Source organism: Pedobacter sp. D749 (genome assembly GCF_019317285.1).
Classification (GTDB): Bacteria; Bacteroidota; Bacteroidia; order Sphingobacteriales; family Sphingobacteriaceae; genus Pedobacter.
Genome location: NZ_CP079218.1, coordinates 4,303,386 through 4,317,662, shown reverse-complemented (window position 1 = coordinate 4,317,662; position 14,277 = coordinate 4,303,386). Strand labels below are relative to the sequence as shown.

Genomic DNA, 14,277 nt, shown 5'->3' with positions numbered 1-14,277 from the left:
TTATTAGCAAAAGTACTATAAAATGCGGGCAGTTTTACAAAGAGTTACACAAGCAAGTTGCACCGTTAGTGGTGAGATTACAGGAGCAATTGAAACTGGATTTTTAGTGTTATTGGGAATTGAGGATGCCGATACTTTAGAAGATCTGGATTGGTTAGCACAGAAAATTATCGGCATGCGTGTTTTTGGTGATGAAAATGGCATGATGAACAAAGCACTTGCCAACGTGAGCGGAGATATTTTACTGATCAGCCAGTTTACATTATTCGCCGCAACCAAAAAAGGGAACCGTCCAGGTTTTACAAGGGCCGCGCGGCCAGATGTAGCCATTCCGCTATATGAGAAAATGATCGAAAAACTATCAGCTTTATTGGGTAAAAAAGTAAAAACCGGAATTTTTGGTGCCGATATGAAAATAGCTTTGTTAAATGATGGTCCGGTTACGATTTTGATTGATACAAAAAATAAGGAATAATTTTGAACATTATGGCGTAACTTATTAAGCCTTGAATGGTCAAAAAACAATATTAATTTATTCCAAAACTTTTAACCTAAGCGAATATGAAGGATAAAAACCCGAGCCGTTTAACTGAATATGGTTGTCTGGTAATTTTTTTAGGGCTAAAACTAATTTTATCTTTTGTATTGGTTAATTCGGTTTACGAATTACAACGTGATGAATTCCTGCATTTAGATCAGGCCAACCACTTAGCTGCAGGTTTTACCTCAGTTCCGCCTCTAACCTCGCTTTTTTCATGGCTGATTAAAGCTTTTGGCAATGGTATTTTTATGGTAAAACTCGTGCCTGCATTAATGGGGGCCATAACCATATTGTATTGCTGGAAAATTGTCGATTTTTTAAAAGGGAATTTATTGGCCAAATGTTTGGTTGCCGTAGCCTGTATATGTTCTTCTCTGCTTAGGCTAAATACCCTTTACCAGCCTAACTCTTTCGATGTTTTATCGTGGACTGCGATATTCTATTATTTGCTGAGATATTTCGATCAAAAAGAAACCAAATATCTGTATGCTTTTGCTGTTTCTGTGGCTTTGGGGTTTCTAAACAAGTATAATGTCCTTTTTCTGGTTATTGGATTGTTACCAGCTATCATTATTACTTCAAATCGGAAAATATTTGCCGATAAACACCTTTACCTATCAGTTTTACTGGCACTTTTAATTATTTCTCCCAATATAATCTGGCAGATTAACCATCACTTCCCTGTGTTAACCCACATGAAACTTTTGCGGGCCACGCAATTGGTACATGTAAACCGGATCGATTTTTTTACCGGACAGTTTCTCTTTTTTATCAGTTCGATTTTTATCCTTCTGGCAGGGCTCGGAAGTTTGATTTTTTATAAAGATTTCAGGAAATACAGCTGGATTATTTTGACCTACATCATTACCCTAATCGTATTTAGCTATTTTAAAGCAAAAGATTATTATGCCCTGGGTTTATACCCGGTTTTATTGGCTTTTGGTGCTGTTTATTTATGTCGGGTTTTAGCGAAGAAACCTATACTTACGGGTTTGCTGTTCGCTTTTAATATAGGTACGTTTATTTACCTGTTACCACTTTTGATGCCGGTTTATAGTCCTGACGAAATTATTGCGCACCATAAAAGGTTCGAGCGGGTAGGGGCATTGCGCTGGGAAGATGGAAAAAATCACGAGTTGCCGCAGGATTATGCCGATATGCAGGGCTGGAAAGAATTGGCTGCACTTGTTGATTCCGCTTACGGAAAAGTTAAAGATAAATCTACTCTGTTGATACGTGCCGATAATTATGGACAGGCCGGCGCAATTAACTATTATTCGAAATATAAAAATATCAATGCGGTATCGTACAATGCCGATTACCTGTATTGGTTTAACATGGATAAGCCGGTTAAAAATTTAATTTTAATAGAATGGGCTGGTGATGAAGACCCTCAAAGGAAGAGAGAGCAGCCATTATTTGATAAAATTACAAAAATTGGCGAATTGAAAAATCCTTATGCCAGGGAAAAAGGTGCGACAGTTTTTTTACTGGAAGGCGCTAAAAAAGAAGTTACAGGTATCATAAAATCAGAAATAGAAGAAGAAAAAAATGACCATTAACGAAGCACAGGAAACGGTAGACCGTTGGATTAATACTACAGGTATCCGTTATTTTAACGAATTAACCAATACCGCCATTTTAATGGAAGAAGTTGGGGAGGTTGCACGGATTATGGCCCGTAAATATGGCGAACAGTCGTTTAAAAAGAGTGATGAAACTGTAAACCTGGCCGATGAAATGGCTGATGTAATGTTTGTTTTAATCTGTCTGGCTAATCAAACGGGTATCAACCTTACCGATGCTTTAGAAAAGAACCTGGAGAAAAAGAGTATTCGAGATGCCGACAGGCATAAAAATAACGAGAAGCTAAACCCCTAAATCCCCTGAAGGGGACTTATATTTCTAGTTATTCAAGCCCCCTTTAGGGGGTTGGGGATACGAACTCCATCAAACTTCTATAGGCTACAAAACGGTTTTTAAACTTTTCGTTTAATTCGGCTTGTAAAGCTGGTGCAAATGTTTCCTGGTATTTGTTGTAGTTATCTAATGTTTCTACAACGTACTGTGTACAGTAAGTAACCCCTTCATTAGGTGAATCAACAACTTTTAATAAACGGTTAGAAACAAACAGACCTGTTGCCATCACTTCAGGGATGTGAATATCCTGCATCCATTGTAACCATTCTTCGGCTGCTGCATCTTCGAGGATGAGCGTAACATTATATAAAAACATGCAACAAAGGTAAATAATATATAAATGTTAAAAAATTGAGTAAAGCAGATTTTATTCTTCAAATGTTATTATCCAGTTAAATTCATGGTACCTTTTATTTAGTGATACAAAATAACGCCACTCAAAAACAGATAACTCCACACGTAATTACATTTATGGGCTAATCACCTTGCCAAGGTTTTAATTTTAGTAGGATAATTGCTTCATTTTGTTGTTAATGTTAACTATCATTGTAATGGAAGCATAAGTTATCTGCAGTATCATAATGATTACCATCACCACATCTTTAACTAAAGATCTTCAAGGAATTCTTGAACTTCAAAAGCAAAACCTAAAACAGGATTTAACACCAGAGCAAATTAAAGCGCAAGGCTTTGTTACGGTTTCGCACTCGCTTGATGATCTGGAAAAAATGCATCAGCATGAACCCAATATTATTGCAAAAGATGGTGAATTGCTTGTTGCTTATGTGTTGGCCATGACCGAACAATCTAAAAATGACATTCCAAGACTGGTTGAAATGTACGAAAGTTTCGATCACATCATGTATCAGGGGAAATCCATTTCTAATTATCATTATATTGTAGTTGGGCAGGTTTGCGTAGCGCACGATTACAGAGGGAAAGGCTTATTTGATAAATGCTACAATGTCTATAAAGATTACTTTAAAAAGAAGTACGATTTCGCCATCACCGAAATTGCCAGTATTAATTTAAGATCGATGAATGCACACAAGCGTATCGGATTTGAAGTGATTTATACTTATACAGATAGTAGCGATGTAGAATGGAATGTAGTGGTTTGGGATTGGAAACACTAATAGAGATAGGTGTTGGCGTTCATTAACCATTACGAATGAACCAATGACTAATGAACCACTGAACTAACTAAACCCCATCTCCCCTTAAATTCCTGAATCTTTTTCTGGCCTCAGCGCTGAACATGCTTCCGGGATAATCTGTAATTAATTTCTGGAAATATATTTTCGCTTGTGCAATATCGTTCAGTTTCTTTTCGTAAAGATCACCCAGTGTAAATAGTGCATCATCTGTCCAGATTCCTTCTTTAAAATCTTCGGTTACTTTTTTAAGGATATCAGCAGCTTTTTGAAAATCGTTCGCTTTAATAAAAATTCGCGCTTTACTCATCATTATTGCATCAGTTAAGCTATTTTGAGGATAGGCAATTGCAATGCTATCCATTTTTTTTACCGCTTTTTCGGGTAGATTTCTAAATAAAAGCATTTCTGCATCAGCATACATTTTTAAGGCATTGCTATCAGCTGGTGTTTGGATATTATCGCTAATCAATAAACTCAGGTTTAATGCATCATTGGCAATCAGTTGTGAAGTAGCGGCCTTTAAAACCAAACACTGACCATTGCTGTATTCGAAATTGCCCTGATAAAAGGAGAGTTTGGCGCTGCGGAAACGGGCTTCGTTGCCTACAGGCTGACCTTCGAACTGTTTGCTTACCTGCTCGTACACTAAAAAAGCTTCCCAGGGTTGGTTGGTTAAAATGTAAATGTCGCCTAAATCGAGTTTTAGCTGGCCTAAGTCCTGATCGTTAATCCCAGGCATTTTTATTGCTTCTTCCAGTTCTTTTTCAGCACTGCCAGGTTGATTTAAATAATAAGCCTGCAAGTTTGCCAGTTTTTTAATGGCAAAAAGTGTGTTCCTGTTCTTGCCGTTTTCGCTTAACAATGCCTGATAATCTTTCGCCAGAAGATCAAGATCCGCGACTGTATATTTCCCTATAGTACGTAAGTTATACCTGGTATTCAGCATTTCTATTTTTGAAGGAAGATAATACTGATTATCTTTCCCTTTGGTTAGCAGATAGTCGTAGGCTTTAATCGCTGTTTCATAAGCGCCATTATCAACAAAGGTATAAATGGCGTTAAATAGGGTACCCCCGTCAGCTTTGGTACGTTTATCGTATGCGATAAGCTGGCGCAGGGCCATGTCAAATTCCTGTTGTTGAATATAGTTCCAGGTAAGTAACTGGATATAAATTTCAGCATCAGGCTCTTTCTGTACTTTTTTTAAAATAGCTATCTGAAAAATTTGATAATCGTTTTTATCTTCAAAAATAGAAGATAGTACAGCTTCTGCCTGTGGTAAAAGCTGTGGCATTGCTGCAAGTACATCAAGATACTCTTGCATGAGCATGGGTTTATCCTTTTTAAAACGATAGATGTTCAAGAGTTCGAAAGTGAAAGCCTGCTCGTTACCCAGCAATTTTCGCCCTTGTTTAAAGGTTTGAACAGCAAAATCATAATTTTCGAAACGATAAAAGCTGTTGGCGAGGTTTCTGATCCTAAATTCTTCTTTTGGGAGTTTCGCAATTACTTCATTAAAAATTTTATTGGCCGCCTGTACATCACCTTTTTCCTGGTAAAGTTTGCCCAGGGCTATGGGATAAAGCTCGCTTTGTGGATTTTTTTTAATTTCCCTTTTAACCACCTTCTCTGCAACATCATAACGTTTCAATTTTAACAAGGCATTGAAATAAATGTCGAAATAAGCTTCGTTATTGGGGATAGCATAGAGTTTTTCCAGTAACACAATGGCCTTTTCATATTCTCCATCCTGATAATATTGAATAGCCAGACTACTTTCATCTGGTGCAACCTGCTGATTTGGACGAAAGATCTGCGCATTGGCCCCAAGCGATAGAAATAAGACTACGATGAAAAACAAGCGGTTCATAAACCCTAAATTATAAGTTTTAAATGTAACATTTTAATACTTCTTTCGCCAAACCGCCAATTGATATTAAACGTATTTTAAATGTTACCTGTATTTTATTTTGTAGATATTTTATAAATACTAAATTGAACCACGACTTATTATTGATTGCATAAGGTAACATTGTTGGTGTAAATCGGGGTTAAGTAGTTGTGATGCTTATTTTTGCCATCCCATAAAGAATTTATTTATGCTAAAAAGGATTTTTCTCTTGTTAATGGTTGCATTGATTTGCGCTTGTAAAGGCACAAACCATGATACTATTCCTGTAGACGATTTTTTTAAAACGCAGGATAAAGCTTACTATCGCATTTCTCCAGATGGGAAAAGTTTATCTTATTTAAAGCTTCATGATAAAAAACTTGATCTTTTTGCTGAGGATCTTGCCACCGGAAATAGCATTCAGTTAACCCATCTGAATGGGAAGAATATCAGTTTCCATTTCTGGACCAGCAATAATGAACTGATTTATTATACCGAGGATGGATCTAAAGAACGCAGGTCTGATATTTTTGTGATCAATAAAGATGGGAGCAAGCAGGTTCAGTTGAGTGCCAATGAAAAAAACAGGCTGAGGGTGATAGAGGATCAGCTGATTGACGATAAATATATTATTGTAGCTTCCAATAAACGCGATTCGACCGTTTTTGATGTGTACCGCTTAAACGTGCGTGATGGAAAAATGGAGATCGCAGCAAAAAATCCTGGTAATATTACTAAATGGATGACCGATAGTAAAGGTGTTCTTAAAATTGCCATTGCCAGCGATGGAGTGAACGAAACTTTGATGTACCGCGAAAAGGAAAATCAGGCTTTTGCACCCGTAATTACCAATAATTTCGAAACTACTTTTCAGCCAATTGCCTTTTCAGAAGATCAACCCAATGTACTTTATGCGATCTCAAGCGTTAACCGCGATAAAAATGCACTGGTAGCGCTTGATTTAAAAAACGGTAAAGAAAAACAGGTTCTTTTTGCAAACGATACCTTAAACGTGGTAGATGCAACCTACTCCCGTTTCCGGAAAAAAATGCTGTTTGCAACCTGCGAAACCTGGAAAAGAGAAAAATTCTACCTTGATGACAGTACAAAAGTAGCTTACTCAAAGATTGATAAACTTTTACCTGGTACCGAATGGGTAATTATGGATAGGGATAAAACGGATAAAGTTTTTGTGATACGCACCTTTACCGATAAAAATCCTGGGTCTTATTATTTGTACACGGCCGCTGATAAAAGGCTTAAAAAGCTTACCGATGTAAGTCCTTCCATTAAACCGGAAGATATGAATGCCATGAAGCCGATCAGTTTCAAAAGCCGCGATGGTTTAACCATTAATGGCTATTTAACCCTGCCTAAAAATAAAAAGGCCCTTAACTTACCTGTAGTGGTGCTGCCACACAATGGTCCTAAATCGAGAAATAGCTGGGGTTACAATGCTGAAGTACAATTTTTAGCTAACAGAGGGTATGCCGTTTTGCAGGTAAATTACCGCGGTTCTACCGGTTATGGAAAATCATTTTTTGCGGCAGGTTTTAAACAATGGAGCGATAAAATACAGGAGGATGTTAACGATGGTGTTAAATGGCTGGTTACAGAAAAAATTGCCAATCCTAAAAAAATTGCCATTTACGGTAATGGTTTTGGGGGCTATATTGCTTTAAATTGTTTGTATAAAAATCCCGATCTTTATAAATGTGGCGGATCAAATTCTGGTGTGATTAACCTTTTTAGTTACCTGAAAACCTTTCCTCCGTTTTTAAAGGCCAAATTACAGATGTACTATGAAATTGTAGGCAATCCGATAACCGAAACCGATTATATGCGTTTTGCTTCACCTGTTTTTCATGCAGACCGGTTTAAATCTCCTGTTTTTATTGCCCAAAACCCTAAAGATCCAAGTGTTAATGTAGCAGAAGGCGTACAGTTTATCAAAGAACTTAAAAAAAGAAATGTTCAGGTTACTTATATCGAAAAAGAGGAAGGCCCTGATCCTGTAGTGCGCCAGCAAAGCAGAACGGCTTTGTACAAAGCCCTGGAAGAGTTTTTAAAAGAAAATCTAGGTAAGAAATAGGTATGGCCTTAGATAAGAAAAGCAGTTACCGTAAAAATTTCTCCTTAGGTGTAACCTTCATTGTACTCATCTCCATTCTTTTTATCCTATCGCTTTTTCTTGCGTTCAACTATAGCAAAAAATCGATAGAGAATGATTTTGTTTCCGAAAAGGTAAATGTGCTGGAACAGAGTATTAAGCCTTATAATGATTTTTTCCAGAATAAAATGCCTGAGATTTCTTATTACAATGGCTATCTGGATTCTTCCACTGCAGCAAAATTTGTAGATACTGTGATGTTAAAATATCCTTTTATCTCGAAGGTTACTTTTTACGATACAGAAGTAAAGAACATTCCTGTTAAAGATGGGATCAATGCAAATCACCTGGGTATTGGTCCAAAAGCTATTTTCCAGTTTGGGAAAGGGGTAAAGCCCGATTCGGTAAAGTTGTATTCAGAAGATGATACTAGATCTTTTAATGTGGGAAGTGATTTTAATGCAATCGCGATTAAACTTGCTACTTTTGTGGAGGATCTTGATACCGTATCAGTACCTACACAAGAAGAACTGTTTACCAACTTTTCTATTGTTAATTCTAATGAAAATAAAATCACTTACTTAAATATTCCCCGACGTGAAGATTTAAGGGTTTATAAAGAGATGATCAGGCGGAAGTTAAATCCGGCACCTGTTTATCAACAGGATGTACTGGTTTTTAATCTTGATGCGCATAAAATTAAAATCATCAATACCAGACCATTGTTGTACCAAACGATCAGGATTGAACCCCTAACGTATGATCCGATTGATACCTCAGACGAAAATATTAATACAGAAATAGCGCTGCCGGGTGCATTTTCTGATTTCAAGTTATACCTCATTTCATCAAAATCTTATATCAAGAAAGAAATTTTTATTTACTTCATGCCAATTGCCCTGGTGCTATTGCTGGTATATGGGGTGCTTTTATTGGTTGCTTTTTTGATTTACCGTAATCTGAACATCAATAGTAAAATGTTTAAGTTGCAGTACGATTTTGTGAATAACCTAACGCATGAGTTTAAAACACCCGTTAGCGTAATTAAGATTGCAGGAAACAACATTAAAAGTGCTGCCACATTAAGCCAAAAGGAGCAGCAGCTCTATGGTAAGATACTGGACGAAGAAGCCGATAAACTGAATGGTTTAATGAATAAATTACTGGCCTTTACGCAAATTGAAAATAAGGCCATTAAATTGAACCAGGAAGAAGTTAATATTGTTGATTTTATTGAAAGTACGATCGAATCGCATACGTTAAAACACCCCGATTTTAAAATAACATACGAGGTGGTTGGCTTTAAAACCTTTATCACCGACCCGGTGTTATTAGGGAGTTTGTTCGATAACCTGGCAGAGAATGCCTACAAATATTCAAAACCAGAACAGAAAAAATTACACATCAGTGCAAAACTGATTAAAGGGGTACTGGTTTTCAGGTTTGCCGATAAAGGGATAGGCATCGCATCGTCAGAATTAAACAATATATTTAAGAAGTTTTTCAGGATACAGAATGAATATAACCAAATGGGTAGCGTAGGTCTGGGTTTGGCATTTTGCAAAGAACTGGTTAACTTTATGGAGGGAGAAATCTCTGTAAAAAGTAAAGTAGGGAGCGGTACGGAGTTTAAAATCGTGCTGCCATACAATAGTTAAATTTTAGAGGTTGAAAAGTTAAAGGTTGGAAGGTTGTGAAGTTGAATTAACCTTCAAGCATGGCAACATTTCAATATTACAATATAAACACACATAAATGTCTAAAGAAGTAAAAATATTAATCGTAGAAGATGATGAAAATCTTCGCTTTCTGGTCGCCCACCGTTTAAAGGCTGAAGGTTATACTATGCTTGAAGCAAATGATGGCGAAGCTGGTGAAAGAATGATTTTAGCCGATCAGCCTGATATTGTTTTATTAGATTGGATGATGCCTGGCAAACAGGGTGCAGAGGTTTGTGAGAATGTGCGCAAGCAAGGTTTCGAAAACCTGGTGATTATGATGACCGCAAAGGCTCAGGATGTAGATAAAATTGATGCTTATAATTTTGGTGCATCTGATTACATCACCAAGCCATTTAATATGGATGTTTTGGTAGCCATGTTAGAGAGCAAGGTGAAATTTATTGTAAATAAAGATTCTGCCGAAATTCATCGTTTTGGCAATATGGAACATCATCCTAACATCCATACATTGTTTAGGGATGGAAAAAAGATCGAATTAACGATATTGGAAAACCGCATCCTCCTTTATTTCCTGCGCAACCCGGGCAAAGTAATCAACCGTGATGAACTAATGTTGGTGGTGTGGGGCTACAACTCTGATGTAAACACCCGTACGCTTGATATGCATATTGTGCGCTTGCGTAAAAAGATAGAATTAAATCCTGACAATCCACAGTTGCTACAAACTGTTAGAGGGGTAGGCTATCGCTTTAACGCGGGATAAGAAAAAGATTGAATGATTGAGTTTTGAATGAGAGAATGTTTAGGCGTCATACCAAAATATTCAATCATTCACTCATTCGAAATTCAATCATTTTTAGTCTAAGCTCTTTTCAAAGTAAAAATAGTTATCTCTGGTAAAACTCCAACTCTACCTGGATAACCCAGGAAGCCGTAGCCAACGTTAACGTAAAGCTGTTGTTTTTGCTCCTGATATAAACCTGCCCATTCTTTGTAAATGTATTGCACCGGGCTCCATTGATATTCTTTTAAACGAACACCAAATTGCATGCCGTGCGTGTGGCCACTGAACATGGCGTCAATTTGCGGGTACTTCTGCAAAACCTCTCCGCGCCAGTGCGATGGGTCGTGACTTAACAAAAGTTTGACAGGTAAATCATCTGTATCTTGAACAGCAAGTTCCATTTTTCCATATTTTGGAAACCGGCCCATTCCCCAGTTTTCGATACCTAAAATGCCGATTTCTTCTCCATCTACTTTTAGTCTCCGGTTTTCGTTCATCAATAAGTCGTAACCCATTATTTTGTGAACATCAACCATATCTTTCAGGTTTTTTACTTTGGCTGGCGATGATTCCTTCCCAAAATAATAGTCACCATAATCGTGGTTTCCTAATGATGAATATACACCAAGTGGTGCTTTAACTTTCGAAAATATATCCTGGTAATCCCTTACTTCGTTGGTGAGGTTGTTTACTAAATCGCCGGTAAAAAAGATAAAATCAGGCTTTTCTCCCAATAACATTTCCACACCGCCTTTTACTGCGGTTTTGTTGTAGAAACTGCCCGAATGAATGTCAGAAATTTGCCCCATAGTAATGCCGTCAAATGCCTTTGGCAGATTAGGAAGAATTAAGTTAACTCTTCTCACCTGGTAATCATAAGCACCAGAAATAATGCCCCAGCTTAAAGAGGTTAAAGGAACGGCAGCGGCAACTAAGCCTGCTTTTACCAAAAATTGTGAACGTGATATGGGTTCTGCCTCGCTAATTGGCTGATCTTCTATGATTTGTTTTTTTCTAAAAAGTTTGATGAATAATCTTCGTAAATCATCCAGAATCAGAAATGGCAGCATCGCCATTTTACAGGCTACTGTTAAAAAGAAAGCGACTAGAATGATGGCTCTAAGCGTAAGGAAAAGATTAAGGTAAATTCCTGCGAAAACGCCAATAATCAACAATGCGCTATATGTCCAGTAGGCAATGCCAAATGCTTTTTTTGTGCCAGGTTTCCATTTTTTAAAAACAGCAATTATGGCTTTAAAGCAGTAAATATCAAATGCAATAATAAAAATGCAGGCGGCAATAATAAAAGGTAATCTTCCCATTATATATTTGGGTTTGTAAATAAAAAAGCTTCGACAGATTCTTCTTTAGTGGAAGAATTTGTCAAAGCTAATCAAATTAGAGAAATTCAATATTATCTGAAATCGTCTTCATCTTCTTCTTCGTCAAATTCGGCATTAAATAAACTGCCAAACATATCCGAAAAGCCGAAGCCACCATTCAAAAAGTTTTTGCTTAGTTGTGAATATTCGGCTAAACCATGTAATACAAATTCCATTAAGAGCAGCGTTTGATTTTCGCTTAATTTAGGATGAAACTTCTTTACCAGATCATATAAGCCTGGTACCAGCATCAATGCCTTTTTATATTGCGAATTGGTTAAAGTATCCGTAACATCAACATTATTACCTTCGGTAAACCATTCTGTTACTTCAGTATAAGGATTTGCCGTTTTACTTTTCTTTGCCTTTTCAGGGTCGGGGAAATAACGTGCAAATAACGTTTTAACTGCCTTGCCTATTAAGGTTGTTGCTACGTGCGCTGGTCCTTCAAGTTCTCCCTCGTACACCAATTCTATTTTACCCGTTATAGCCGGGATAATTCCTGCAAGATCAGATAAACGTACAAAAGTATTTTTCTCGCCTGAAATCAGCATTCTTCTCTCGGCGGTGCTGATTAAATTTTCATAAGCAGAGATCGTTAATCTTGCCGATACACCTGATTTTTGGTCGATATATTCACTTTTACGTGCTTCGAAAGCAATCTGCTCTATCAAATCTTTTACCAACCCATCAGCCTCGATATTGGCTTTCTGGTCAGCCGTTAATTTGGCTTCCTGGAAGGTGATTTTGCGCGAAATTTCGACCGTCTTTGGGTAGTGGGTTAAAATCTGACTTTCAATCCTATCTTTTAGCGGCGTAACAATACTTCCACGGTTGGTATAATCCTCAGGGTTTGCTGTAAATACAAACTGGATATCCAAAGGCAAACGCAATTTGAAACCGCGGATCTGGATATCTTTTTCCTGTAACATATTAAATAATGCCACCTGGATTCGTGCTTGTAAATCTGGAAGCTCATTAATTACGAAAATGCTGCGGTGTGCACGTGGAATTAAACCAAAGTGGATTACACGTTCATCATTATAGGTTAACTTTAGGGTAGCGGCCTTTATGGGGTCAACATCTCCAATTAAATCGGCAACCGTAACATCTGGTGTTGCCAGTTTTTCAGTATACCTTTCGCTGCGGTGCAACCAGGCAATTTCGGTGTCGTCACCTTTTGTGGCAATTTCGTTTTTAGCATACCATGAAATTGGGTTCAACGGATCATCAAAAATTTCACTTCCGGCAACATATGGTACATATTCGTCCAGTAAGTTTACCATTAAACGGGCAATACGTGTTTTTGCCTGTCCGCGTAAGCCCAAAAGTAAAATATTATGACGCGATAAAATGGCCGTTTGTAGCTCAGGAATTACCGTTTCATCATAACCAATAATGCCTTCGAATTCTGTTTTTTTATCACGCAGGACTTTAATCAGATTTTCTCTGAGCTCTTCTTTTACCGATCTTGATTTATATCCTGTAGTTTTTAATTCGCCTAATGTTTTTTCTTGCATTTTTTTTTATTTATCTGAAAGTCCGAAAAGTCTGAGGTCCGAGGCTTGGATAATTAGCGATTGCACTATATCTTCCGACTTCGGAATAAAGAATTTCGACTATTTTACAGTTTTTCTTCTATTTTTAATGTAATCTTCAAAGATGTACTCTCCCAAGCCATTTAACGAGCTATAAAAAGCCCTGCCACCATTAATTTCTGTAAACTGGCGCACAAACTGTTGCAGGTAAGGGTCTTTCGCAATCATAAATGTCGTAATTGGAATCTTTAAACGCTTACATTGCGCCGCCATGTTCAGGGTTTTGTTAATTACCTTTCTATCCAAACCCATACTGTTTTTATAGTATTTGCCATTTTCCTTTAAACAGGTTGGTTTTCCGTCCGTAATCATGAAAATCTGTTTATTATGGGTTTTTCTTCTGCGGAGTAAATCTGCAGCCAATTCTAATCCTGCATAAGTATTGGTGTGGTAAGGGCCAACCTGTAAATAAGGCAGGTCTTTAACACTAATCGGCCAGGCGTCATTTCCGAAAACTACAATATCTAAAGTATCTTTAGGATACTTCGTTTTAATCAGCTCGGCTAAAGCCATGGCAACCTTTTTTGCTGGGGTAATGCGGTCTTCGCCATATAATATCATGGAATGCGAAATGTCTATCATCAATACCGTAGAAGTTAAAGTTTTAAAATCCTTTTCCTCTACCTCCAAATCTCTGTCGGTTAATGTGAAATCGCCTATTCCATGGTTTATTTGAGCATTTTGGATAGAGGCTGTCATATCAATTTGGTCTAAACTATCGCCAAAACTATACTCCCGCCTATCCGCATTTTTCTCTTCGCCAATACCAGATTGGTTACTGTTGTGGTTACCGCGACCAGATTTTTTCAGTTTGCCAAAAATTTCGTCTAGGGCAGACTTGCGGATGGTCTGCTCGGTTTTGGCCGTAATTTTAAACTCTCCGGATTGATTGTCTTCCGTAAGATAACCTTTGTCTTTAAGATCGTCTATAAAATTACCGATGCCATAATCATTATTGGTTAATTTATATTGTTTGTCGAGCTCGTTCAGCCAGCTTAAAGCCTCCGCCGCATCTCCGGCTGTATAATTCAGCAGTTCGCTGAATAATTTCAGCAACTCATCAAACCCACCCTTTGGCGCGTCGCCCGGCTTATAATCAGAAAAACGAAAACCTCTCATGTGCTTATATTAACGATTTATCGAAGATAAAAGTTTCGATTTGCATTAATTTAAGCGCGGTGTCATATTTGGTGCGACGCAAAGACCTCGCAG

General features: G+C 37.5%; 12 protein-coding genes. 7 read left to right on the top strand and 5 right to left on the bottom strand.

Going from position 1 to position 14,277, the window contains the following annotated elements:
* Positions 1-22: 22 nt before the first annotated feature.
* From dtd to KYH19_RS17405, 3 genes are all read left to right on the top strand, one after another.
* Positions 23-475: a D-aminoacyl-tRNA deacylase gene (gene dtd / locus KYH19_RS17415; RefSeq protein WP_219076028.1), complete on the top strand. Its 453-nt coding sequence runs from the start codon at positions 23-25 to the stop codon at positions 473-475.
* Between the two features lie 86 nt (positions 476-561).
* Positions 562-2,103 carry a glycosyltransferase family 39 protein gene (locus KYH19_RS17410; RefSeq protein ID WP_219076027.1) on the top strand — a complete coding sequence of 514 codons (1,542 nt, stop codon included), beginning with the start codon at positions 562-564 and terminating at the stop codon, positions 2,101-2,103.
* On the top strand, positions 2,093-2,422 hold the full coding sequence (locus KYH19_RS17405) for a nucleotide pyrophosphohydrolase (protein ID WP_219076026.1): 330 nt from the start codon (positions 2,093-2,095) through the stop codon (positions 2,420-2,422). Before KYH19_RS17410 ends, KYH19_RS17405 begins: the two co-directional genes overlap by 11 nt.
* A gap of 43 nt (positions 2,423-2,465) precedes the next feature.
* Here the strand turns inward: KYH19_RS17405 and KYH19_RS17400 are convergent, their stop codons facing one another.
* On the bottom strand, positions 2,466-2,777 hold the full coding sequence (locus KYH19_RS17400; protein ID WP_219076025.1) for a DUF4286 family protein: 312 nt from the start codon (positions 2,775-2,777) through the stop codon (positions 2,466-2,468).
* Positions 2,778-3,042: 265 nt separating this feature from the next.
* On the opposite strand from KYH19_RS17400, the gene KYH19_RS17395 reads away from it, so the two are divergent.
* Complete coding sequence (locus KYH19_RS17395; protein ID WP_219076024.1) at positions 3,043-3,597, top strand: GNAT family N-acetyltransferase; 555 nt, start codon at positions 3,043-3,045, stop codon at positions 3,595-3,597.
* A gap of 67 nt (positions 3,598-3,664) precedes the next feature.
* Here the strand turns inward: KYH19_RS17395 and KYH19_RS17390 are convergent, their stop codons facing one another.
* A complete protein-coding gene (locus tag KYH19_RS17390; RefSeq protein ID WP_219076023.1) occupies positions 3,665-5,488 on the bottom strand; it encodes a tetratricopeptide repeat protein in 1,824 nt (607 codons plus the stop codon).
* Between the two features lie 229 nt (positions 5,489-5,717).
* Here KYH19_RS17390 and KYH19_RS17385 point away from each other — a divergent pair, with 229 nt between their 5' ends.
* From KYH19_RS17385 to KYH19_RS17375, 3 genes are all read left to right on the top strand, one after another.
* Entirely contained in the window at positions 5,718-7,601 is a 1,884-nt protein-coding gene (locus KYH19_RS17385; protein ID WP_219076022.1) for a prolyl oligopeptidase family serine peptidase, read from the top strand.
* 2 nt (positions 7,602-7,603) lie between these two features.
* The gene (locus KYH19_RS17380) at positions 7,604-9,277 is read left to right on the top strand and encodes a sensor histidine kinase KdpD (RefSeq protein ID WP_219076021.1); all 1,674 of its coding nucleotides are present in this window, start codon (positions 7,604-7,606) and stop codon (positions 9,275-9,277) included.
* 97 nt (positions 9,278-9,374) lie between these two features.
* The gene (locus KYH19_RS17375; RefSeq protein WP_193424223.1) at positions 9,375-10,064 is read left to right on the top strand and encodes a response regulator transcription factor; all 690 of its coding nucleotides are present in this window, start codon (positions 9,375-9,377) and stop codon (positions 10,062-10,064) included.
* Between the two features lie 98 nt (positions 10,065-10,162).
* On the opposite strand, the gene KYH19_RS17370 is transcribed toward KYH19_RS17375, so the two are convergent.
* From KYH19_RS17370 to KYH19_RS17360, 3 genes are all read right to left on the bottom strand, one after another.
* Entirely contained in the window at positions 10,163-11,407 is a 1,245-nt protein-coding gene (locus KYH19_RS17370) for a metallophosphoesterase (RefSeq protein ID WP_132399127.1), read from the bottom strand.
* Positions 11,408-11,499: 92 nt separating this feature from the next.
* Complete coding sequence (locus tag KYH19_RS17365) at positions 11,500-12,987, bottom strand: sigma 54-interacting transcriptional regulator (RefSeq protein WP_219076020.1); 1,488 nt, start codon at positions 12,985-12,987, stop codon at positions 11,500-11,502.
* 99 nt (positions 12,988-13,086) lie between these two features.
* Positions 13,087-14,184 (bottom strand): VWA domain-containing protein, encoded by a 1,098-nt coding sequence (locus KYH19_RS17360; RefSeq protein WP_121284053.1) that lies wholly within the window; start codon positions 14,182-14,184, stop codon positions 13,087-13,089.
* Between the last annotated feature and the right edge of the window lie 93 nt (positions 14,185-14,277).